This window comes from Pseudonocardia sp., assembly GCF_029263155.1.
Lineage (GTDB): Bacteria > Actinomycetota > Actinomycetes > Mycobacteriales > Pseudonocardiaceae > Pseudonocardia.
Map to the genome: position 1 here is coordinate 43,172 of NZ_JAJCYB010000044.1, position 20,453 is coordinate 63,624.

The following is a 20,453-nucleotide window of genomic DNA, read 5'->3' on the forward strand; positions in this document are numbered from 1 at the left end:
CGATCCCCTCCGCCCCTCGCTGACACAGGCGCGGGGCGCCACTCCACAGGAGCCCCCGTTGTCCCGGTTCGAACCCATGCGTTCCCGTCGGCGCCGCTTCGACGACGAACCCCGCACCCCCCGCCGCCGCGTCCCGCTCACCGAGCTGGACGAGCGCGCGGGCTCCGATCCCGACGGCCCGCCCGAGGGCGACCGATGGTCCACATGGGACGGGGCCGAGCACGGCCCCGACCCGTTGCCGCACTGGGTGATCACCGAGCACGCCGCGGTGGACACCGAGCTCGGCGTGGTCAAGACCGGCAAGGAGGCCGACGTCCACCTCGTCGAGCGCGCCGTGCCCGGCACCGGGCGCGGCGTGCTCATGGCCGCCAAGCGCTACCGCTGCGCCGAGCACCGCATGTTCCACCGCGACGCCGGCTACCTGGAGGGCCGGCGCGTACGCCGCTCCCGGGAGACCCGCGCCATGGCCAACCGCACCGGGTTCGGCCGCGACCTGCTGGCCGGCCAGTGGGCGGGAGCGGAGTTCGCGGCGCTGGCACGGCTGTGGAGCAGCGGCGTGGCGGTCCCCTACCCCGTGCAGGTCCACGGAACCGAGCTGTTGCTGGAGTTCCTCGGCACCGACGACGGCACCGCGGCACCCCGGCTCGCGGAGCTGCGCCCCGACACCGAGACCCTGTGTGACCTCTGGCACCAGCTCGTCGACGCGCTGCTCGGGCTGGCCCGCCACGGGCTGACCCACGGAGACCTGTCGGCCTACAACCTGCTGGTGCACTCCACGCCGTCCGACCCGCGCAGGCTGGTCCTGATCGACCTCCCGCAGGTCGTGGACGTGGTCGGCAACCCGCAGGGGCCCGAGTTCCTGGCCCGCGACGTGCGGCGGATCGGGGACTGGTTCGCCGCACGAGGCCTGCCGCCGCAGGTCGGGCAGCCCGACATCCTGCTCGACGAGCTGCTCGTCGCCGTCGGGATGCCGGGTGCGACGGGAACGTCACAGCGGTAGGCGTCGATGGGTGTCGGGCCGGCGCGCTAGGGTGGATCTCGAGCGCCCGGCCCGACACACGGTCCATCGCCGAGCGCACCTGCAGTACCTACTCGGGCGCAACGTCTGCGCTCCGGCTCGTCTGTCGAGTCTCAGCCCGTCATCTCGGCGCTGCTTCTCCGCGCGACGTGCCACGTCCCGGAGGTCTACTTGTCATCCCCCAGCTCTGCTCGCCGTGCGAACTTCTCGGCGAACCCCCGCCCCCGCCGCTCCGGCGGCGGCGGCCGTCCCACCTCGGGCCGCGGGCGCGGCCCGGCCGCCCACACGCAGCGCCCCTCGGCACCGTCGGTGCCCGAGGTCCTGTGGACCGTGCCGGAGAGCGGCATGCCCACCTTCGCCGAGCTCGGTCTCCCCGAGGCGATCGTGCGCGCCCTGGACGCCGAGGGCTTCACCGAGCCGTTCCCGATCCAGGCCGCCACGCTGCCCGACACCGTCGCCGGGCGTGACCTGCTCGGTCGCGGCCAGACCGGCTCGGGCAAGACGCTCGCCTTCGGCCTGGCGCTGCTCTCGCGGCTCGCCGGCGGCCGCGCGCAGCCCCGCCGTCCCCGCGGCCTCGTGCTGGTCCCCACCCGGGAGCTGGCCACGCAGGTCGTGGACGCGCTCACGCCGTTCGCCAGGGTGCTCGGGCTGACCACCACCTCGGTCGTCGGGGGCATGTCGTTCAACCGGCAGGCCGCCGAGCTGGGCCGCGGGATCGACCTGCTGGTCGCCACCCCCGGCCGACTCACCGACCACACCACGCAGCGCACCTGCGACCTGTCCGGCATCGAGATCACCGCGATCGACGAGGCCGACCGGATGGCCGACATGGGCTTCCTGCCCCAGGTCCGCAAGATCCTCGACCTCACCCCGCAGGGCCAGCGGCTGCTGTTCTCCGCCACCCTCGACGGCGACGTGGGCACCCTGGTGCGCCAGTACCTCACCGACCCGGTCACGCGCTCGATCGCCTCCTCCACCGCGCAGGTGGAGACGATGGACCACCACGTGCTGCACGTCGACCTGGCGTCCAAACCCCGCGTGATCACCGAGATCGCCGCCCGCGACGGGCGCACCATCCTGTTCGTGCGCACCAAGCACGGCGTGGACCGGTTGGTGAAGGGCCTGCGCCGCGACGGCGTCAACGCCGGTGCCCTGCACGGCGGAAAGGCGCAGAACGCCCGCAACCGGGCGATCGCGGAGTTCAAGGACGGGCAGACGCCCGTGCTGGTCGCCACGGACGTGGCCGCCCGCGGCATCCACGTCGACGACGTGAGCCTCGTGGTGCACGTCGACCCGCCCGCCGACCCGAAGGACTACCTGCACCGCGCGGGCCGCACCGCCCGCGCCGGCGACGCGGGCACCGTGGTCACGATGGTCACCCCGCCGGAGCGGCGCGACGTCGAACGGCTCACCCGGCTGGCGGGCGTGCGGGCCACCCACACCGACGTCGCGCCCGGCGACGCAGCGCTGACCCGGGTCACCGGCGCGCGCACCCCGTCCGGCGTGCCGATCATCGATCCCCCCAAGCCCGCCCAGCAGCCGCGAGGCAGCGGTGGCGGCCGTCGGCGCGGCGCACCCGGGGCCGGCGGCGGCATCCGGGGCGGGCGTGGCGGACAGGGCGGACGTGGCGGCCAGGGGGGCGGGCGTCCCCGCTCCGGCGGGCGACGCAGCGCGGCCTGACCGACCGCACGACAGCGCAGGCGCGGCACCCCGACACCGGGGTGCTGCGCCGTCGTCGTCGCGGGGCGAACGCCGACCCTGCGTTCCCGACGCCGGACTCGCCGGGTCGGGACGGCGGAGTCGCGTGCCGGAGGCGCGACGGCGTGCCCCCCGGCCCCGACGCGCGGGCACCCGGCATCCTGTGGGGGTGCGCCGACCCCTGCTCGTGACGATCCTCGCGGCGGTGCTGCTCCTGTGCGGCTGCACCGCGATCGACGTCCCCGCCCTCGACCTCCCCGATCTCGGCGAGATCACCGTCGGTCCGGTCCCCACCCCCACCGGCGACGCCGCAGCCGCGCTCGCCACGCTGCCGGTGAAGGGCCGCGCGCCGAAGACCGGCTACGAGCGCGACCGGTTCGGCCAGCGCTGGGCCGATGTCGACCGCGACGGCTGCGACCAGCGCAACCAGGTGCTCGCCCGCGACCTCACCGCCGTGGAGTTCCGGCCGGGCACCCGGGACTGCGTGGTGCTGTCCGGAGCGCTGCTCGACCCCTACACCGGAGAGGGCGTGCCGTTCCTGCGCGGCCAGGACACCAGCGCCGACGTCCAGATCGACCACGTCGTCGCGCTGTCCAACGCCTGGCAGACCGGCGCGCAGCAGCTCGACGCCGACGTCCGCGAACTGCTCGCCAACGACGTGCTGAACCTGCTCGCCGTCGACGGGCCCACCAACGGTTCCAAGGGCGACGGCGACGCCGCCACCTGGCTCCCGCCCGCACGCGGCTACCGCTGCGCCTACGTGGCCCGGCAGGTCGCGGTGAAGGCGAAGTACGGCCTGTGGGTCACCGCGGCGGAGTCCGAGGCGATCGCGCGGGTGCTGCGCGCCTGCCCGGGTGAGCCGCTGCCCGCCTCGACCGTGCCGTCCGGCCTCACCGGGTGACACTAGACGGCGACGGTGCGCCCGCCCGGCTCGACCGGCGCGTCCACGTCGACCACGCGGGTGCCCAGCGGGATCAGCGCCAGCCCGGCCATCTTGAACGACGCCACCCCGAACGGGATGCCGATGATCGTGACGCACAGCAGCAGCCCGGCCAGCACGTGCGCGAGGAACAGCTCCCACCCGAACAGCACGATCCAGATGACGTTGCCCAGCAGGGAGGCGACCCCGGCGCCGCGGTGCACCACGACGCGCCGCCCGAACGGCCACAGCGCGTACCCGGCGAGCCGGAACGACGCGATGCCGAACGGGATGGTGATGATCAGCACGCAGGCGATGACCCCCGCCACCGCGTAGAGGATCGCCAGCCACCACCCGGCCAGCAGGAACCACAGGACGTTGCCGACGGTGCGCATGTACCCACTATGCCCGGCTCCGCGGCGATCAGCGGGCGGCGGGCGTCCGGCACAGCGCCGCGTGCCGGGAGACGGCCTGCTGGTCGGTGAACACCGCCACCTGGTCGACGACGACCCGCAGCCGCGCCGCGTCGTCGTGGGCGGCGAGCCAGTCCTCGGCGAGCACGGGGTCGAGCGTGCCGGGCGCACCGGCGAGCAGCGCGGCACCCAGCTCGGCCATCAGCTCCCGCTGCCGGGCCTGCATCGCCAGCCGCGCGGGGTCGCTCATCACGTAGTGCAGCGCCACGGCCTTGAGCAGCGCCACCTCGGCGGCGGCCAGGGGGGGCACGACGAGATCCGCGCCGTAGCGCGTGAGCGTCCCCTCACCGTGCACGGCACGGGTGGCCTCCACCGCGGCCAGCACGAACCGCCCGACGAGATCGCTGGTCAGGCGCTTGAGCGCGACGTGGGCCGAGGTCGCCGCGGACACCGACCGGAAGCCGCGCACCGCGTCGACGACGGGCAGTGCGACCAGCGCCTGACCGGCCTCCAGCAGGGCCGCCGGATCGGCGCCGAACGCCCGCGCGGCCGTGGCCGCCAGCGCCGCCCGCTCCGAGGGGGACCCGAGCACGGCGAGGTCGATGCGCCCGGACAGGATCCCGTCCTCCACGTCGTGTACCGAGTAGGCGACGTCGTCGGACCAGTCCATCACCTGTGCCTCCAGGCAGCACCGGTGCTCGGGCGCGCCCTCCCGGATCCAGGCGAACACGGCGGCGTCGTCGGCGTAGGCGCCGTACTTGACCATCCCGGGGCGGCGGGTCCAGGGGTACTTGCTCGACGCGTCGAGGGTGGCGCGGGTGAGGTTGAGCCCGCTGGAGCCGACCTCGTCGCCGATCTTGGGCTCGAGCCGGGTGAGGATCCGCAGCGTCTGCGCGTTGCCCTCGAAGCCGCCGCACGCCGCGCCGAACCCGTCGAGGGCCACCTCGCCGTTGTGCCCGAAGGGCGGATGCCCGATGTCGTGCGCGAGCCCGGCGGTGTCGACGACGTCGGGGTCGCAGCCCAGCTCCTCGGCGATCCCCCGCCCGATCTGCGCCACCTCCAACGAGTGGGTGAGCCGGGTGCGCGGGATGCCGCTGATCTCCGCGCCCTCCCCCGGCCCGACGACCTGGGTCTTGCCGGCCAGCCGGCGCAGAGCCGCCGAGTGCAGCACGCGAGCGCGGTCCCGCGAGAACGGGCTGCGCCGCTCGGAGCCCCGCTTGAACGGCTCGGGGGCGACCCGTTCCCGGTCGTGCGCGCTGTACATGCTCAGCCGAGCCCGGAGGTGTCCGTGTCGACGGAGGCGTGGGTGAGGCGGTAGAACAGCAGCGCCGCGGTCTCGCGCAGGATGTAGCGGAACTGGGTCTCCCGCGTCTGGACGACGGGGCCGCTGCGGGTCGGCGAGGTCCACGCGTCGAGCCCGGCGTCACGGGCCATCGTGCGGGCACGCAGCGAGTGCCACGGGTCGCTGACCAGCAGGACGCTGTTCCAGCCGCCGTCCTCGGCGACGTCGGCCACGGCCGCCACGCTGCCGAGGGTGTCCGAGCCCTCCCCGACGGCCACGACGGCGTCGGCCGGCACGCCGCGGTCGATCAGGTACGCGCGCCCGGCGTCGGCCTCGGTGGTGGCGTCCCCGGCCCGCCCCCCGCCGGTGGTGACGATCAGCGGCGCGAGGCCCTCCTCGTAGAGCACCTGGGCGTGCCGCAGCCGCCACGAGAAGATCGAGCTCGGCTCGCCGTCGTACTGCGCGGCGCCGAGCACCACCACCGCGTCGACGGGCCGGCGATCGTCCACCCGAGCCACCTGCCACACCCGGAACGCGGTGCCGCCCGCGATCAGCGCCGCCACCAGCAGGGCCCCGGCGACGAGCCGGAACACCCAGCCGTGCCCGGTGCGCGCGGTCCGGACCGGACGGGCGGAGCGGGCCGGACCGGCGGAGCGGGGCGGGCGGCGCTCACCTGCCGAACCCGGGGACCGCCGGGCCGGGACGGTCGGCGCCTCGGCCACACCCAGCGGCCCGCGCAGCCGCCGCGTCGGCCGGTCGGCGTTCGTCATCCGCCGATCCGGCCTTCCGCCGCGGCCAGCGCGCTGCCGGCCCGACCGGACCGGGCGGCCACCACCTGCGCCACGATCGACACGGCCGTCTCGGCCGGGGTGCGGGCGCCGATGTCGAGGCCCACCGGGCCGCGCACCCGGGCCAGTTCGTCCTCGGTGAGGCCCGCGGCCAGCAGCCGCTCGCGGCGCGCCGACTGGGTGCGGCGCGAACCGAGCGCACCGAGGAAGCCGCGGCCGTGCCGGATCCCGGCGAGCAGCGCGGCGTCGAAGGCGGGGTCGTGGTCGAGCAGCACCAGCACGTCGGCGTCGGAGAAGGCCTCCACGGCGGCGACGGTGGCGTCGAGGTCGCGCTCGGTGCGACCGCCCCAGCCCAGCAGCGCGGCCTGCGCGAGCACGGCGTCGCCGATCGCCCCCGCACCCACGACCAGCACCGAGGGCACGGGTACCCACAGGTCCAGCAGCAGGTCGCCGCGCTCGGTGGGCACCTGCTCGGTGACGGTGGCCCCGCGGCGCAGCAGGGTGCGGGCCGCCGTCGCCGCGGCCTCGTCCAGCTCGGGGGACCCCAGCGAGCCGGTGACCGTGACCAGCTCGGGCCCGGCGAGCACGACCGCGGCGGAGCCGTCCGCGGTGGACACCAGCGCCGCGGGGAGCCCGGACTCCAGCGCCGCGCCGAGCGCCCGGGCGTGCCCGGCCGGGAGCGGGTGCCCGAGCAGGGTGGCCCCGCCGGCGCAGGCCAGGCCGGCCTCGAGCGCGGCAGGCTCGGTGACGTGCGCGTCGCGCGACTGCGGCGCCGCCAGCGACGCGGCGGCCAGCGGGCGCACCGAGTCGTCCAGCGCGCCGCGGTAGAGGATCCCGGCGAGCGCCCCGCCGGTGGACCCGACGACGAGCTGCCCGCTCTCGACGGTGCCGAATCCGTGGCGCTCCAGTACCCGCACCACGCCGACGTCGCCCTCGTCGGCGAAGCGGCGCAGGGCACCGCCGAGGTCGCGGAGGCGTGAGGTGGCGTCGGGAGCGGTCACGTGTCCAGGGTAGCGACGGAACGCCGGGGCCGTATCGTGGCGGGTGATCGCGCGCGGATCCGGGAACCCCCGCCGCAGCCGCGTCGTTGAACCGGGCGACACGAGCCCGGCTCGGGCCCCTCACGGATAAGGAACCATGGACCCGTCCGATAGTACGTGCACCGCCCTCGCAGGGCGGTGCACATGATCGTCTCTACCGTCCTCTCCCTCCTGCTCGGCGTACTCGTCGTGGTCGCGATCACCGCGCTGACCGGCTACTTCGTCGCCCAGGAGTTCGGCTACATGGCCGTCGACCGCTCCCGGCTCAAGGCCCGCGCAAGTGCGGGTGACGCCGGCGCGAAGCGGGCGCTGACCATCACCGACCGCACCTCGTTCATGCTCTCCGGCGCGCAGCTGGGCATCACCGTCACCGGCCTGCTGGTCGGGTACGTGGCCGAGCCGCTGATCGGCGAGAGCGTCGGCGCCCTGCTCGGCGGCGTCGGGATCCCGACCGGTGTCGGCATCGCGATCGGCACCGTGCTCGCGCTGCTGTTCGCCACCGTCGTGCAGATGGTGTTCGGCGAGCTGTTCCCGAAGAACCTCGCCATCGCCCGGCCCGAGCCGGTGGCCCGCGCGCTGGCGCTGTCCACCGGCATCTACCTGCGCCTGTTCGGCTGGCTCATCCGGATCTTCGACGCCGCGTCGAACCTGCTGCTGCGGGCGCTGCGGATCGAGCCGGTGCACGACGTGGAGCACTCGGCCACCCCGCGCGACCTGGAGGCCATCGTCGACGAGTCCCGCGACAGCGGCGACATCGACGAGGAGCTGTCGGTCCTGCTCGACCGCGTGCTCGACTTCACCGACCGCACCGCCCGCGCGGCGATGATCCCCCGCCCGCGCGTGGCCTCGGTGCAGGCCGACGAGACCGTGGCCGACCTCGTCGCGATCATGGCGTCGGGGCACTCCCGGCTGCCGGTGCTCGGCGACGGCGCCGACGATGTCGTCGGCGTGATCTGCCTGCGCGACGTGCTGGAGCTGGAGGGGCGCGACCTCAGCGGGGTCCGCGTGGCCGACGCCGCCCGGCCGGCCGTCATGGTCCCCGCGTCGCTGCCGCTGCCGGCCGTGCTGGCGGCGCTGCGCGAGGCAGGCGACGAGTTCGCCTGCGTCGTCGACGAGTACGGCGGCCTCGCCGGCGTCGTCACCATGGAGGACATCGCCGAGGAGCTGATCGGCGAGATCACCGACGAGCACGACCCCGCGGGCCGCGACGCCATCCGCGTCGGCGACGGCGAGTGGACCGTGCCCGGCACCTACAACATCGACGAGGTGGAGCGGCTCATCGACACCGACCTGCCCGACGGCGAGTTCCACACCATCGGCGGTCTGGTCATCGACCGGCTGCAGAAGCTGCCCGAGGTCGGCGACACCGTCGACCTGCGGGCCAGTGACCGGCGCCTGTCGGTCACCGTCTGCACGGTGGAGCGGCGCGTGCCGGCCACCGTCCGGCTCGCCTGGGCCGACGACCCGGCCGGCTCGGAGGTGTCGGCGTGAGCGTCGCCGTCTCGCTGTGGGTCACCGTCGCGCTGGTCGCCCTGAGCGCGTTCTTCGTCGCCATCGAGTTCGCGCTCGTCGCGGCGCGGCGCTACCGGCTGGAGGAGGCCGCGGAGACCAGCGCCGCGGCCCGGGCCGCGCTGAGGAGCGCGAAGGACCTCTCGCTGCTGCTCGCGGGTTCCCAGCTGGGCATCACGCTGTGCGTGCTCGGCCTCGGTGCCGTGAGCAAGCCCGCCGTGGAGGAGATCCTCGCGCCGCTGTTCGGCGGGCTGAACGAGGGCGTGGCGAGCGTGCTCGCCTTCGTGCTGTCCCTCGTCGTCGTCACGTTCCTGCACCTGGTGGTGGGCGAGATGGCCCCGAAGTCCTGGGCCATCGCGCACCCCGAGCGCTCGGCCACGATGCTGGCGCTCCCCATGCGCGGGTTCATGGTGCTCACCCGGCCACTGCTGGTGGCGCTCAACGGCATGGCCAACTGGTGCCTGCGCCGGGTGGGTGTCGAGCCGGTGGACGAGCTCGGCGAGGGGCGCACCTCCGAGGACCTGCGCGAGCTGGTGGACCACTCGGCCAACACCGGAACGCTGGACGTCGAGCAGCGCGACCAGATCCTCAGCGCGCTCGACCTGGACCGCGCACCGCTGCGCGAGATCGTGCGCCCCCGTGACGAGCTGGTCGGCGTGCCGCGCACGGCGGACGTCGAGGAGATCCGGGCGGTCTCGCGCGCCAGCGGGCACCTGCGGCTCGTCGTCACCGACGGGGAGCGGCCGGTGGGAGTCGTGCACGTCCGCGACGCACTCGCCGCTCCCGCCGGCACCACCGCGGCCGACCTCATGCGCCCGGTGCCGACGCTGCAGGCCGAGACGCCCATCCACGACGCGCTGCGCGCCATGCGCGAGCGGCGCAACCACCTGGCGCTGGTGGACTCCGGCGGCGAGCTGCTCGGCCTGGTCACCCTGCAGGACCTGCTGGACCGGCTGCTGCCCGCACCGGCGTGAGCGACGAACGGCACTCCCGTCCGCTCCTGGTGGACGGGAGTGCCGTTCGTTCGCCGTCGGGGTGGCTCAGCAGCCGATCAGCCGGCTCGCGATGTAGCCCTCGACCTGGTCCAGCGCCACCCGCTCCTGCGCCATGGAGTCGCGCTCGCGGATCGTCACGGCCTGGTCGCTCAGCGTGTCGAAGTCGACGGTGATGCAGAACGGGGTGCCGATCTCGTCCTGGCGGCGGTAGCGGCGCCCGATGGCGCCCGCGTCGTCGAACTCGATGTTCCAGTTCCGGCGCAGCTGCGCGGCGAGGTCGCGAGCCTTGGGCGAGAGGTCGGCGTTGCGGCTCAGCGGCAGCACCGCGGCCTTCACCGGCGCGAGGCGGCGGTCCAGGCGCAGCACGACGCGCTTGTCGACGCCGCCCTTGGCGTTGGGTGCCTCGTCCTCGGTGTAGGCCTCGACGAGGAACGCCATCATCGACCGGCCGACCCCGGCCGCGGGCTCGATCACGTACGGCCGGTACCGCTGCCCGGTGGCCTGGTCGTAGAACGACAGGTCCGCGCCCGAGTGGTTCGAGTGCGTGGTCAGGTCGAAGTCGGTGCGGTTGGCGATGCCCTCCAGCTCGCCCCACTCCTGGCCCTGGAACCCGAAGCGGTACTCGACGTCCACGGTGCGCTTGGAGTAGTGGGAGAGCTTCTCCTTCGGGTGCTCGTAGTGCCGCAGGTTGTCGCGCGCGATGCCCAGGTCGACGTACCAGTCGGTGCGCTGGTCGATCCAGTACTGGTGCAGCTCCTCGTCGGTGCCGGGCTCGACGAAGTACTCCATCTCCATCTGCTCGAACTCGCGGGTGCGGAAGATGAAGTTGCCCGGCGTGATCTCGTTGCGGAAGCTCTTGCCCATCTGACCGATGCCGAAGGGCGGCTTCTTGCGCGACGTGGTCTGCACGTTGAGGAAGTTGACGAAGATGCCCTGCGCGGTCTCCGGGCGCAGGTAGTGCAGCCCCTCCTCGGACTCCACCGGGCCGAGGTAGGTCTTGAGCATCATGTTGAAGTCGCGCGGCTCGGTGTACTGGCCGCGGGTGCCGCAGTGCGGGCACGGCACGTCGGACAGGTCGTCCTCCCCGGCCGGCTTGCCGGTGCGCTCGGTGTACTCCTCGGCGAGCTGGTCGGCGCGGAAGCGCTTGTGGCAGCTGCGGCACTCCACCAGCGGGTCGGTGAACACGCCCACGTGCCCGGACGCCACCCACACCTGGCGCGGCAGGATCACCGAACTGTCGATGCCCACGACGTCCTCACGGCCGGTGACCATGTTGCGCCACCACTGCCGCTTCACGTTCTCCTTGAGCTCCACGCCCAGCGGCCCGTAGTCCCACGCCGACCGGGTGCCGCCGTAGATCTCGCCGGAGGCGAAGACGAACCCGCGGCGCTTGGCGAGCGCGACGATTGTCTCGATCTTGGCGGATGACGGCGTGCTGGCCACGGGTACTCCTGGAACTCCGAAGGTAGAACGGAAGGGCTCAGGGTAGCGACCACCCGGAACCGGCTTCCGACAAGGCGCCCACCGGGGTCTCGCGCACCGAGCGGGCGTTCGCGCGCCCACCGGGGTTTCGCGGAGCGCCGGCCGCGCGCGGAACCCGGTTCGGCGCGCGAAACCCGGGATGCAGGCGCTCAGCCCGGACCGAGCGCCCGCCGCAACCCGCGCGCGACGCCGTCGAACGGAGCGAGCTCCGCCCACGTCCACCGCACCACGCGGCGGCCGGGCTGCCGGATCGCGTCCTCGCGGACCTTCTCCGCAAACACCGCGTCACCCGCGCTCTGCCCGGGCCGCAACAGCCCCCCGTACTTCACGCGACCGTCGAACTCGCCGACGACCTGGTGCTCCTCCCACCAGAAGTCGACCCGACCCAACGACCGGCCCTCGGTGGAGTGCAGCACCACCTGCAGCGCGGGCGCCGGGAGCCCGGCCGCCGCCATCGCCACCCGGCTGCGCGACTCCCCCACGCTCTCCGCCAGATCGGTGGCGAAGCCGAGCACCCGGCCGGCCGCCGCGCCACCGTGGCGGCGCGGATACCGGGCGAGCGCGGCCGCCAGATCCCCGTGCCGCCCGCCCTGGCCCGACCTGCGGGCCAGGTGGAGCGCGCTGTCGGTCACCACGACCGCCTGCTCGAACGGGAGCACCCTGGCCAGGTCGGCGACGGTGCGAGCGACCGAGGTGACGGCGATCCCGCCGACCAGGACGATGTCGTCGGGCTCGAGCGGCAGGACGTGCAGGTGGAGATGCCGGCTGCGCCGCCCACCCGATCGCCCTCGGCGCGTCACGTGCACCCGGTCGAGCGGCACGTCCCACACCGCGAGCCCGTGCACGACGGCCGCGGACACGTGGCTGACCACCGTGCCGGGCCCGAGCTGCGCCACCGCCGCCCGGACCGCGAGCAGGTGCCGGGCCTCCGGCGTGCCCAACCGCTCGTCGTCGGGCTCGACGTACGCCCCGCGCCGCACCGCGACCAGCCGCCGGGCCAGCCGGCGCGTCTCGTCGTCGGTGTAGCCGCTCGCGAGCAGGTGCGAGCGGAGCATCAGCCCGCCTGATCCGTTTCCCATGGGTCGAGACTGCAGCCGATCCGGGCCGGCCGACACCCCGCCGCCCGATCTGTGGATGGGCGTCCGGACATGGGGACAACCGCCGCACCACGCCACGGCTCGCGCGCCCGACCGGCCCTCGCGCGCCGCCGACGCCCCGCGAGACCCGGCTCGGCGCGCGCAACCCGGCTCGGCGCGCGGGGCCCGGCCGGTCAGGTGCGCAGGCTGGGGTGCCCGGTCGCCGCGCCGGCCGACGCGTCCACCAGCGTCTCGTAGGTCGCGGGCTCGTCGGCCAGTGCCTGCGACAGCAACGGGACCACGTGCTCGCGCACCGGGAACGGCGACAGCGCACGCCGGTAGGCGTCCACCGAGGTGAAGCGGACGACCAGCACCCAGCGCTGTGCCGAACCACCGGTACGGGGGTCGTCGACGGCACGACCGAGCCGGCCGTCCAGTGCCCCCTCGGAGGCGGTCAGCAGCTCCAGCGCCCGTCGCCCGCGGGCGAGGAACGCCGGGGCGTCGGCGGGATCGACCGCGAAGCGGCACACGAGCAGCACGGCTCCGCAATCTACCGACGCCTACGATGGGGGCGCGGGGGCGGCCGACGCCCCCGGGATCGGAGACACGGATGTCGATCGTCGCGGGTGCGGGAGCCGCCGGGGAGGCGATGGCGGTCGAGACGGACGGAACCGGCGACACGAGCAGGGCGAACCAGGCGGACGGGACCCACCACGCCGAGGGCCGGGCGGCCGTGGCCCCGGGGCCGGTCCGCACGCCGCGCACGCTCGCCGCGGCGGGCGACCTGCTGCGGGCCCTCGCCGCCCCGGTGCGGATCGCGATCGTGCTGCAGCTGCTGGAGTCCGCGCGCTGCGTCCACGATCTCGTCGACGCGCTCGGCGTCACGCAGCCGCTGATCAGCCAGCACCTGCGGGTACTCAAGGCCGCGGGCGTGGTGCACGGCGACCGGCACGGACGCGAGGTCGTCTACTCCCTCGTCGACGACCACCTCGCGCACATCGTCGTGGACGCGGTCGCCCACGTGGAGGAGGACTGATGGCCCAGCAGATCGACGGGCACACCGATCATGGACCGGCAACCCGGGTCGTGCGGGCCACCCGGCAGCGGGCGGCCGTCTCCGCGCTGCTCGACCGCCTCGACGATTTCCGCTCCGCGCAGGAGATCCACGAGGAGCTGCGCCGCAGCGGCGACGGGATCGGCCTGACCACCGTCTACCGCACGCTGCAGACCCTCGCCGACGGCGGTGAGGTCGACGTGCTGCGCACCGCGTCCGGCGAGGCCGTCTACCGCCGCTGCGAGTCCGCACACCACCATCACCACCTGGTGTGCCGCCGCTGCGGCGCCACCGTGGAGATCGAGGGCCCGGCCGTCGAGAGCTGGGCGAAGGCGGTGGCCGAGCAGCACGGGTTCTCCGAGCTGAGCCACACCGCGGAGATCTTCGGGCTGTGCCGGGAGTGCGGCTGACACGCCGCCGCGACCGCGGGTGAGACCGGCGTCTCAGATCGAGTCATCCGGATCGGCGATCGGGCGTTAACGTGCGGCTTCTGACGCACCGCAGCGAGGGGAACGTACGTATGTCTGAGCCCGGTACCAACGGCGAGTCGGGGACGGACGGTGCGGCACCTGCCCCCAACGCCGTCCGCAAGCTCGACGCCCCCGAGACCACCGAGCTGGCCACGCTCGCCTCGGTGTTCGAGGACCTCCAGTACGTGCTGCGCTGCTGCGAACACCTCGTCACCGCGCTGAGCGGCCCGGACAGCGGTCCGGTGCAGGTCCAGACCGACGACGCGCTGGTCGAGGCCCTGTGGACCGGCGCCCTGATCGGCTACACCCGCTGCTTCTCCGGGCGGATCGGCATCCTCACCGACGAGGACGTCGCCGCCATCGAGCTGCCGGGCGAGCTGTCCTCGGCCGATCTGCACGCCATGCTCAAGAAGCTGCGCGACCACTACGCCTCGCGCCACGTCAACCCGCGTGAGGCGTTCACGATCGGCGCGGCGCAGTCCAACGACGGCGACCTGATGGGCGTCGCCGTGGTCTCCTCGCCGCGCCCGATCGTCGACGACACCACGGTGCGGCTGCTGGGCCGCGTCGCCTACTCGCTGTCCGGCCTGATCGACGGCCGCATGCAGGAGGCCCAGAACAAGGTGCTCGGGGTGGCCCGGGAGATGAGCAAGCTACAGCTCAACTCCCTGCCGCTGGTGCACCTCGCCGAGGTGTAGCCAGCGCCGTGTCGAGGAACTAGCCGGTCAGCTCCGCCCGCAGGCTGGACGCGCTGCTCACGACGAGCATGAGCAGCGTGCCCATCGCCTTCTCGTCGAGCCCGGAGGCCGGGAACGCGTAGCGCAGGGTGACGTCCCACCCGACCTCGCCGCGGATCACCTTCGGTGTGCCGAACAGGCCCTCGCCCGCGCCGAGCGCGATGCGCGTGGGGACGTCCTGCTCCAGCGGCAGGTCCCAGGCCACCACGCACATCAGGTTCAGCACCGGCAGGCCCTCCTCCAGGTCCATGCCCTGCACGACGCACAGCACGCCGCCGTGGGCGAAGGTGAGCGAGCCGTCGTCGTCGACGGTGACGTCGTGGTAGTTCTCCAGCGCCCGCTGCGCGACGGCGAGGCTCATGAGGCGGACTCCGGGGTGTCGAGCGCGCCGCCGAAGCGGCGGTCGCGCCGGGCGTAGATCTCCACGGCCTGCCACAGGTGGCGGCGGTCGAAGTCGGGGAACAGGGTGTCGAGGAAGACCATCTCCGCGTACGCCGACTGCCACAGCAGGAAGTTCGACGTGCGCTGCTCCCCCGAGCTCCGCACGAACAGGTCGACGTCGGGCATGTCCGGCTCGTCGAGGTGGCGGGCGATGGTGCGCTCGTCGATCTTCCCCGGCTTGAGGCGACCGTCGGCGACGAGCTGGGCGATCTGGCGGACCGAGTCGGTGATCTCGGCGCGGCCGCCGTAGTTGACGCACATCGTCAGGTTGAGCACGTCGTTGTCGCGGGTCTTCTCCTCCGCGACCTCCAGCTCCCTGATGACGCTGCGCCACAGCCGCGGCCGGCGCCCCGCCCAGCGCACGCGCACGCCCATCTCGTGCATCTCGTCGACCCGGCGGCGGATGACGTCGCGGTTGAAGCCCATCAGGAAGCGCACCTCGTCGGGGCTGCGCTTCCAGTTCTCCGTGGAGAACGCATACGCCGAGAGCCAGCGGACGCCGATGTCGATGCAGCCGCGCGCGACGTCCATCAGCGACGCCTCGCCGCGGCGGTGCCCCTCGATCCGCGGCAGGCCGCGCGCGTTGGCCCAGCGACCGTTGCCGTCCATCACGAGCGCGACATGGTGCGGCACGAGCTCGCGCGGGATCGCCGGGGGGCGGGCGCCCGACGGGTGGGGGGGCGGGGGGGAGACCACGCCCGGAACCCTACGAGGGGATACTGACCGGCGTGCAGGAGCACTACTTCTCGCCCGCCCCGTCGACGCCGAGCCGCCCGGACTCGGTGCGGCTGCACCTGCCCGATCTCGACCTCACGCTGGCCACCGACGCGGGCGTGTTCTCCGGGGGCCGCGTCGACCGTGGCACCCGGATCCTGCTGGAGCACGCCCCGATGCCGCCGCGCCGGGGCCCGCTGCTGGACCTGGGCTGCGGCTACGGCCCGATCGCGCTGGCACTGGCCACGCGCCGCAGGCGGCTGCCGGTGTGGGCGGTCGACGTCAACGACCGGGCGCTCGCCCTGACCCGCGAGAACGCGGCGGACCTGGGCAACGTCACCGTCGCCCGCCCCGAGGAGGTGCCCGACGACCTGGAGTTCGCCGGCATCTACTCCAACCCGCCGATCCGCTCGGGCAAGGCGGCGCTGCACGCGCTGATGCAGCGGTGGCTTCCGCGGCTCGCGCCGGAGGGACGGGCGTACCTGGTGGTGCACAAGCACCTGGGATCGGACTCGTTCGCCGACTGGCTCAGCGCGTCGGGCTGGCCCACGACGAGGTTGGTGTCGGTGCAGGGATACCGGGTGCTGGAGGTGTCGTGCAGCTCGGAGGTACCGCCCTCAAGCGGCTGAACCGCACGTGGCGGCGCCGCGCGACCATGCAGGTGGCGCTGATGCTGCAGGACGTGGAGAGCCCGTTCAACGTGGGCGCGATCGTGCGCTCGGCCGCGGTGCTGGGCGTCGACCACCTCTACCTGATCGGCCGGTCCGCGGACCCGACCACGCCCAAGGCGCAGAAACTCGCCATGGGCACCGACCGCTACCTGCAGGTGCGCGGCTGCGCCACGATCCGCGAGGCCGTCGACGCGGCCCATGCCGACGGCTACTTCGTGGTGGGCCTCGAGCTGACCGACACCTCCGCCCCGCTGCACGAGCTGGACCTGCACCGCGACGTGTGCGTGGCCGTCGGCAACGAGGCGCGGGGCATGTCGTCGGAGATGATCGCCGCCTGCGACGCGCTGGGCTACATCCCGCAGCTGGGCAAGGTCGGATCGTTCAACGTGGCCTCGGCGGTCACCATCGCGGCCTACGAGGTGCGGCGTCAGGAGTGGGCGCGGTCCCCGGGGGGCGATCCGTCGGAGGAGTAGACGGCGCGGGTGCGCTCCACCAGCGGCAGCGACCGCAGCTGGCGCTCCAGGTGCCACTGCAGGTGCGCGGCGACGAGCCCGCTGGTGTCGCGGCGGGTGGCCGGGCCCGCGGCGTCGGCGGTGTCCCAGTCGCCGTGCAGCAGGGCGTCGAGCAGGCGGTAGGTCTCCGGTGAGGGCCGCACCGACCCGGCCGGGCGGCAGCGGGGGCACACCGCTCCCCCGGCGGCGATGTTGAACGCCGCGTGCGGGCCGGGCTCGGCGCACCGCGCACACTCGGTGATCGCCACCGCCCAGCCGGCGTGGGTCATCGCCCGCAGGAAGAACGCGTCGAGCACGAGCGAGGAGTCCCGCTCCCGTGCCGACAGCGCCCGGATCGCGCCCACCACCAGCAGGTACATCCGCAGGGCCGGCTCGCCCTCCTCGGCCACGAGCCGGTCGGCCGTCTCCAGCACCGCACAGCCCGCCGTGTACCGGGAGTAGTCCTCGATGATCCCGGTGCCGAACGCGTCGACGGTCTGCGCCTGGGTGACGACGTCCAGGGAGCGGCCCGAGATCGCCCCGGACCTCGTGTAGCACTGCACGTCGACGTGGCTGAACGGCTCCAGCCGCGACCCCCATCGCGATCGCGTGCGCCGCACGCCCTTCGCGACCGCGCGGACCTTGCCGTGCCGGCGGGTGAGGATCGTGGCGATCCGGTCGGCCTCGCCGAGCTTGTGCACCCGCAGCACCACACCGGTGTCGCGGTAGAGGGCCACGGTGTTGGAGACTAGTACCGTGCAGACCCAGCCCACCGACGCCGAGCTCGGACGAACCCTCGCGGCGACGGTGCACACGGGGTCGCTGTCGACGATCGGGCGGGGCGGGTTCCCGTTCGGCTCGGTCGTCAGCCATGCCGTCGACGCGACCGGGCGGCCGCTGCTGCTGCTCAGCGACCTGGCCGAGCACACCGGCAACCTCACCGCGGACCCCCGCGCCTCGCTGCTGGTGGCGCAGCAGGACCCCGGTGATCCGCTGGCCCTGTCCCGCGTCACGCTGGTCGGGCCGGTGGCCCAGCCGCCGGAGGACGAGCGCGCGGCCGGGCTGGAGGCCTACCGGGCCGTGCACGGCAACGCCGTGCTGTCCACCGACCACGGCTTCCGGATCTACCGCATGGACGTCACCGCCGTGCGGTTCGTGGGCGGGTTCGCGCACATGAGCTGGGTGCGGGCGCAGGAGTACGCCGCCGCGGCCCCCGACCCGCTCGTCCCGCACGTGGCCCGGATCGTCGAGCACATGAACGACGACCACGCCGACGCCCTCGTCACGTTCTGCCACGTGTACGGCGAGCGGCCCGCCGCCACCGCGGCCGTGATGACCGGCGTCGACCGCTACGGCTTCACCGTCCGCACCGGCGGCGAGACCCTGCGCCTGGCCTTCCCCGCCCCCGCCGACACCCCCGACGCCGTGCGCGCCGCGATGGTCGACCTGGTGCGCGGCGCCCGGGCCACCTGAGCGTTCAGAAGCCGAGCCTGCGCAGCTGCCGCGGATCGCGCTGCCAGTCCTTGGCGATCTTCACGTGCAGGTCGAGGAACACCTTCGTGCCCAGCAACGCCTCGATCTGGCGGCGGGAGTCGGTGCCGACCTGCCGCAGCCGCTCCCCGCCCTTGCCGATCACGATGCCCTTCTGGCTGGAGCGCTCCACGTAGATGTGCGCCATCACGTTCAGCATCGGCTCGGCCTTGGGATGGCGGCCCTCGCGCGGCCCCATCTCCTCGATGACCACGGCGATCGAGTGCGGCAGCTCGTCGCGCACGCCCTCCAGCGCGGCCTCCCGGATCAGCTCGGCGACCAGCGTCTCCTCCGGCTCGTCGGTGAGGTCGCCGTCGGGGTACATCGGCATGCCCTCGGGCAGGCGGGCGACGAGCAGGTCGGCCACCAGCGAGGTCTGGAAGCTGTCGCGCGCGGAGCACGGCACGATCTCCGCGAAGTCCATCAACGCGGAGAGCTCGGTGAGCCGGGTGGCGATCTGCTCGGGCTCGGCCAGGTCGGTCTTGGTGACGACGCCGATCACCGGCGTGCGCTCGGCCACGTTGCGCAGCTCGTTGACGATGAACTCGTCGCCGCGGCCCACCGGCACGTCGGCCGGCACGCAGAAGCCGATCACGTCGACCTCCGACCAGGTCTCGCGGACGACGTCGTTGAGCCGGCTCCCCAGCAGCGTGCGCGGCTTGTGCAGGCCCGGGGTGTCGATGACGACCAGCTGCGCGTCCGGGCGGTGCAGGATGCCGCGGATGGCGTGGCGCGTGGTCTGCGGGCGGCTCGACGTGATCGCGATCTTCGAACCGATCAGCGCGTTCGTCAGCGTCGACTTGCCGGCGTTGGGCCGGCCGACGAAGCAGGCGAACCCGGACCGGAACCCGTCGGGCACGGTGGCGAACGTCATGCGGAGACCCCCAGCGGTGCGATGCGGTCGCCGGTGAGCCGTTCGAGGATCTCCCGACCGATCGGCAGGGCGGCGGTCGCGGCGGGGCTGGGTGCGTTGAGGACGTGCAGGACGCTCCCCTCGCCCGAACCCTGACCGACGAACAGGAAGTCGTCGACGAGCGTGCCGTCGGGTTTCACCGCCTGCGCCCGCACCCCGGCCCCGGCCGGGTGGAGGTCGGACGCCGCGACGTCGGGGAGCATCCGCTGGATCTGCTTCACCATGGCCTTCCGGGACAGGGAACGGCGCATCTCGCCGAACCCGTAGCGCCAGTGCCGCCGCGCGATCCGCAGCGTTCCCGGGTACGAGACGGTCGAGAGGAACTCCCCGGGGCTGATCGCGCCCCAGGAGTACCCCTCGCGGGCCAGCGCAAGCACCGCGTTCGGCCCGGCGTGCACGTGCCCGTCGATGCCGCGCGTGGCGTGCACCCCCAGGAACGGGAACGCCGGGTCCGGTACCGGGTAGATCAGGCCCCTGACCAGCGCCGCGGCCCGGTCGGAGAAGCCGGAGTACTCGCCCCGGAACGGGACGATGCGGATGCCGGGGTCGGCCCCGGACGCGATCGCCAGCTCGTCGCAGCGCAGCCCGCCGCAGACCACGACCTGGGTGCCCAGCAGGTCGCCCCGGGAGGTGCGCACGACGACGTCCGCGGCGCGGCGCACGATCCGGGTCACGGTGCGTCCGAGGTGCACCTCCCCACCCTCCTTGCCGACCAGCTCGCCGAGCTTCTCGGCGATCGCGCGGTAGTCGGTGACGCCGGTGGAGGGCACGTGCAGCGCGGCGATCCCGCGCACGTGCGGCTCGTGCCGGCGCATCCCGGCCCGGTCGAGCTCGTGCACCTCGACGCCGTTGGCCGCGCCGCGCCGCACCAGCTCAGCCATCCGCGGCAGCTCGTCGGCCTCGGTGGCGACCACCAGCTTGCCGCACACCTCGTGCGGGAGGTCGTGCTCGCGGCAGAACGCCACGGTCTCCGCGCAGCCGGCCACCGCCAGGCGCGCCTTGAGCCCGCCCGGCGCGTAGTACAGCCCGGAGTGGATCACATTGGAGTTGTGGCCGGTCTGGTGCTCGGCCAGGCGCGGCTCGCGCTCGACCACGGCCACCGAGCGTCCGGTGCGGGCCACCGCGTGCGCGGTGGCGAGGCCGACGATGCCCCCGCCGACCACCACGACGTCGTACGCGGGCGTGCTCACGACGACGGTTCCCGGAGCACCG

At 74.0% G+C, this 20,453-nt stretch carries 23 protein-coding genes; 11 read left to right on the top strand and 12 right to left on the bottom strand.

Annotation, left to right across the window (positions count from 1 at the left end; all coding sequences use genetic code 11):
* The first annotated feature begins 76 nt into the window (after positions 1-76).
* From Q1K26_RS07930 to Q1K26_RS07940, 3 genes are all read left to right on the top strand, one after another.
* On the top strand, positions 77-1,000 hold the full coding sequence (locus tag Q1K26_RS07930) for an RIO1 family regulatory kinase/ATPase (protein ID WP_300008920.1): 924 nt from the start codon (positions 77-79) through the stop codon (positions 998-1,000).
* Positions 1,001-1,363: 363 nt separating this feature from the next.
* Positions 1,364-2,698: a DEAD/DEAH box helicase gene (locus Q1K26_RS07935; protein ID WP_300009085.1), complete on the top strand. Its 1,335-nt coding sequence runs from the start codon at positions 1,364-1,366 to the stop codon at positions 2,696-2,698.
* A 187-nt stretch (positions 2,699-2,885) separates the two neighbouring features.
* Entirely contained in the window at positions 2,886-3,617 is a 732-nt protein-coding gene (locus Q1K26_RS07940; RefSeq protein WP_300008921.1) for an HNH endonuclease family protein, read from the top strand.
* Positions 3,618-3,619: 2 nt separating this feature from the next.
* Here Q1K26_RS07940 and Q1K26_RS07945 read toward each other — a convergent pair whose 3' ends face one another.
* From Q1K26_RS07945 to Q1K26_RS07960, 4 genes are all read right to left on the bottom strand, one after another.
* Positions 3,620-4,030: a YccF domain-containing protein gene (locus Q1K26_RS07945; RefSeq protein ID WP_300008922.1), complete on the bottom strand. Its 411-nt coding sequence runs from the start codon at positions 4,028-4,030 to the stop codon at positions 3,620-3,622.
* A gap of 28 nt (positions 4,031-4,058) precedes the next feature.
* On the bottom strand, positions 4,059-5,312 hold the full coding sequence (locus Q1K26_RS07950; RefSeq protein WP_300008923.1) for a deoxyguanosinetriphosphate triphosphohydrolase: 1,254 nt from the start codon (positions 5,310-5,312) through the stop codon (positions 4,059-4,061).
* A 2-nt stretch (positions 5,313-5,314) separates the two neighbouring features.
* Positions 5,315-5,923 carry a YdcF family protein gene (locus Q1K26_RS07955; RefSeq protein WP_300009086.1) on the bottom strand — a complete coding sequence of 203 codons (609 nt, stop codon included), beginning with the start codon at positions 5,921-5,923 and terminating at the stop codon, positions 5,315-5,317.
* A 173-nt stretch (positions 5,924-6,096) separates the two neighbouring features.
* Positions 6,097-7,119 (bottom strand): XdhC family protein, encoded by a 1,023-nt coding sequence (locus tag Q1K26_RS07960; protein WP_300008924.1) that lies wholly within the window; start codon positions 7,117-7,119, stop codon positions 6,097-6,099.
* 183 nt (positions 7,120-7,302) lie between these two features.
* On the opposite strand from Q1K26_RS07960, the gene Q1K26_RS07965 reads away from it, so the two are divergent.
* Complete coding sequence (locus tag Q1K26_RS07965; protein WP_300008925.1) at positions 7,303-8,649, top strand: hemolysin family protein; 1,347 nt, start codon at positions 7,303-7,305, stop codon at positions 8,647-8,649.
* Positions 8,646-9,641, top strand: coding sequence for a hemolysin family protein (locus Q1K26_RS07970; RefSeq protein WP_300008926.1), 996 nt, complete (start codon positions 8,646-8,648; stop codon positions 9,639-9,641). The genes Q1K26_RS07965 and Q1K26_RS07970 overlap by 4 nt, the downstream gene beginning before the upstream one ends.
* Before the next feature lie 66 nt (positions 9,642-9,707).
* On the opposite strand, the gene Q1K26_RS07975 is transcribed toward Q1K26_RS07970, so the two are convergent.
* The 3 genes from Q1K26_RS07975 to Q1K26_RS07985 form a co-directional block, all read right to left on the bottom strand.
* Complete coding sequence (locus Q1K26_RS07975; protein WP_300008927.1) at positions 9,708-11,105, bottom strand: glycine--tRNA ligase; 1,398 nt, start codon at positions 11,103-11,105, stop codon at positions 9,708-9,710.
* Between the two features lie 188 nt (positions 11,106-11,293).
* Positions 11,294-12,223, bottom strand: coding sequence for a hypothetical protein (locus Q1K26_RS07980; protein WP_300008928.1), 930 nt, complete (start codon positions 12,221-12,223; stop codon positions 11,294-11,296).
* 191 nt (positions 12,224-12,414) lie between these two features.
* A complete protein-coding gene (locus tag Q1K26_RS07985; RefSeq protein ID WP_300008929.1) occupies positions 12,415-12,759 on the bottom strand; it encodes an antibiotic biosynthesis monooxygenase in 345 nt (114 codons plus the stop codon).
* Positions 12,760-12,830: 71 nt separating this feature from the next.
* Between Q1K26_RS07985 and Q1K26_RS07990 the strand changes: the two genes are divergently transcribed.
* The 3 genes from Q1K26_RS07990 to Q1K26_RS08000 all read left to right on the top strand — a co-directional run bounded on the left by Q1K26_RS07990 (position 12,831) and on the right by Q1K26_RS08000 (position 14,442).
* Positions 12,831-13,256 carry a metalloregulator ArsR/SmtB family transcription factor gene (locus Q1K26_RS07990; protein ID WP_300008930.1) on the top strand — a complete coding sequence of 142 codons (426 nt, stop codon included), beginning with the start codon at positions 12,831-12,833 and terminating at the stop codon, positions 13,254-13,256.
* Positions 13,256-13,684 carry a transcriptional repressor gene (locus Q1K26_RS07995; RefSeq protein ID WP_300008931.1) on the top strand — a complete coding sequence of 143 codons (429 nt, stop codon included), beginning with the start codon at positions 13,256-13,258 and terminating at the stop codon, positions 13,682-13,684. Before Q1K26_RS07990 ends, Q1K26_RS07995 begins: the two co-directional genes overlap by 1 nt.
* 110 nt (positions 13,685-13,794) lie before the next feature.
* Complete coding sequence (locus tag Q1K26_RS08000; protein WP_300008932.1) at positions 13,795-14,442, top strand: hypothetical protein; 648 nt, start codon at positions 13,795-13,797, stop codon at positions 14,440-14,442.
* 19 nt (positions 14,443-14,461) lie between these two features.
* On the opposite strand, the gene Q1K26_RS08005 is transcribed toward Q1K26_RS08000, so the two are convergent.
* Both Q1K26_RS08005 and Q1K26_RS08010 read right to left on the bottom strand, forming a co-directional pair.
* Positions 14,462-14,842 carry a hypothetical protein gene (locus tag Q1K26_RS08005; protein WP_300008933.1) on the bottom strand — a complete coding sequence of 127 codons (381 nt, stop codon included), beginning with the start codon at positions 14,840-14,842 and terminating at the stop codon, positions 14,462-14,464.
* Entirely contained in the window at positions 14,839-15,618 is a 780-nt protein-coding gene (locus Q1K26_RS08010; RefSeq protein WP_300008934.1) for an isoprenyl transferase, read from the bottom strand. The genes Q1K26_RS08005 and Q1K26_RS08010 overlap by 4 nt, the downstream gene beginning before the upstream one ends.
* Positions 15,619-15,650: 32 nt before the next feature.
* Here Q1K26_RS08010 and Q1K26_RS08015 point away from each other — a divergent pair, with 32 nt between their 5' ends.
* Together Q1K26_RS08015 and Q1K26_RS08020 are read left to right on the top strand one after the other, a co-directional pair.
* Positions 15,651-16,265 carry a methyltransferase gene (locus Q1K26_RS08015; RefSeq protein WP_300008935.1) on the top strand — a complete coding sequence of 205 codons (615 nt, stop codon included), beginning with the start codon at positions 15,651-15,653 and terminating at the stop codon, positions 16,263-16,265.
* Positions 16,232-16,780: a TrmH family RNA methyltransferase gene (locus Q1K26_RS08020; RefSeq protein WP_300008936.1), complete on the top strand. Its 549-nt coding sequence runs from the start codon at positions 16,232-16,234 to the stop codon at positions 16,778-16,780. The genes Q1K26_RS08015 and Q1K26_RS08020 overlap by 34 nt, the downstream gene beginning before the upstream one ends.
* Here the strand turns inward: Q1K26_RS08020 and recO are convergent.
* A complete protein-coding gene (recO, locus tag Q1K26_RS08025; protein ID WP_300008937.1) occupies positions 16,735-17,535 on the bottom strand; it encodes a DNA repair protein RecO in 801 nt (266 codons plus the stop codon). The two genes, Q1K26_RS08020 and recO, sit on opposite strands and share 46 nt — an antisense overlap.
* 19 nt (positions 17,536-17,554) lie before the next feature.
* Between recO and Q1K26_RS08030 the strand changes: the two genes are divergently transcribed.
* On the top strand, positions 17,555-18,271 hold the full coding sequence (locus tag Q1K26_RS08030; RefSeq protein ID WP_300008938.1) for a DUF2470 domain-containing protein: 717 nt from the start codon (positions 17,555-17,557) through the stop codon (positions 18,269-18,271).
* A 4-nt stretch (positions 18,272-18,275) separates the two neighbouring features.
* Here Q1K26_RS08030 and era read toward each other — a convergent pair whose 3' ends face one another.
* Together era and lhgO are read right to left on the bottom strand one after the other, a co-directional pair.
* A complete protein-coding gene (gene era, locus Q1K26_RS08035; protein WP_300008939.1) occupies positions 18,276-19,202 on the bottom strand; it encodes a GTPase Era in 927 nt (308 codons plus the stop codon).
* Positions 19,199-20,431, bottom strand: a complete 1,233-nt coding sequence (gene lhgO / locus Q1K26_RS08040) for an L-2-hydroxyglutarate oxidase (RefSeq protein ID WP_300008940.1) — start codon at positions 20,429-20,431, stop codon at positions 19,199-19,201. Before lhgO ends, era begins: the two co-directional genes overlap by 4 nt.
* Positions 20,432-20,453 lie beyond the last annotated feature (22 nt).

Coding starts and splice junctions, on each gene's coding strand:
- Q1K26_RS08000 (WP_300008932.1), top strand. CDS start 13,795: ATGTCTGAGCCCGGTACCAACGGCGAGTCGGGGACGGACGGTGCGGCA.
- Q1K26_RS07945 (WP_300008922.1), bottom strand. CDS start 4,030: ATGCGCACCGTCGGCAACGTCCTGTGGTTCCTGCTGGCCGGGTGGTGG.
- Q1K26_RS07965 (WP_300008925.1), top strand. CDS start 7,303: ATGATCGTCTCTACCGTCCTCTCCCTCCTGCTCGGCGTACTCGTCGTG.
- Q1K26_RS07935 (WP_300009085.1), top strand. CDS start 1,364: ATGCCCACCTTCGCCGAGCTCGGTCTCCCCGAGGCGATCGTGCGCGCC.
- Q1K26_RS07980 (WP_300008928.1), bottom strand. CDS start 12,223: ATGGGAAACGGATCAGGCGGGCTGATGCTCCGCTCGCACCTGCTCGCG.
- Q1K26_RS07930 (WP_300008920.1), top strand. CDS start 77: ATGCGTTCCCGTCGGCGCCGCTTCGACGACGAACCCCGCACCCCCCGC.
- Q1K26_RS07990 (WP_300008930.1), top strand. CDS start 12,831: ATGTCGATCGTCGCGGGTGCGGGAGCCGCCGGGGAGGCGATGGCGGTC.
- era (WP_300008939.1), bottom strand. CDS start 19,202: ATGACGTTCGCCACCGTGCCCGACGGGTTCCGGTCCGGGTTCGCCTGC.
- Q1K26_RS08005 (WP_300008933.1), bottom strand. CDS start 14,842: ATGAGCCTCGCCGTCGCGCAGCGGGCGCTGGAGAACTACCACGACGTC.
- Q1K26_RS07995 (WP_300008931.1), top strand. CDS start 13,256: ATGGCCCAGCAGATCGACGGGCACACCGATCATGGACCGGCAACCCGG.
- Q1K26_RS07950 (WP_300008923.1), bottom strand. CDS start 5,312: ATGTACAGCGCGCACGACCGGGAACGGGTCGCCCCCGAGCCGTTCAAG.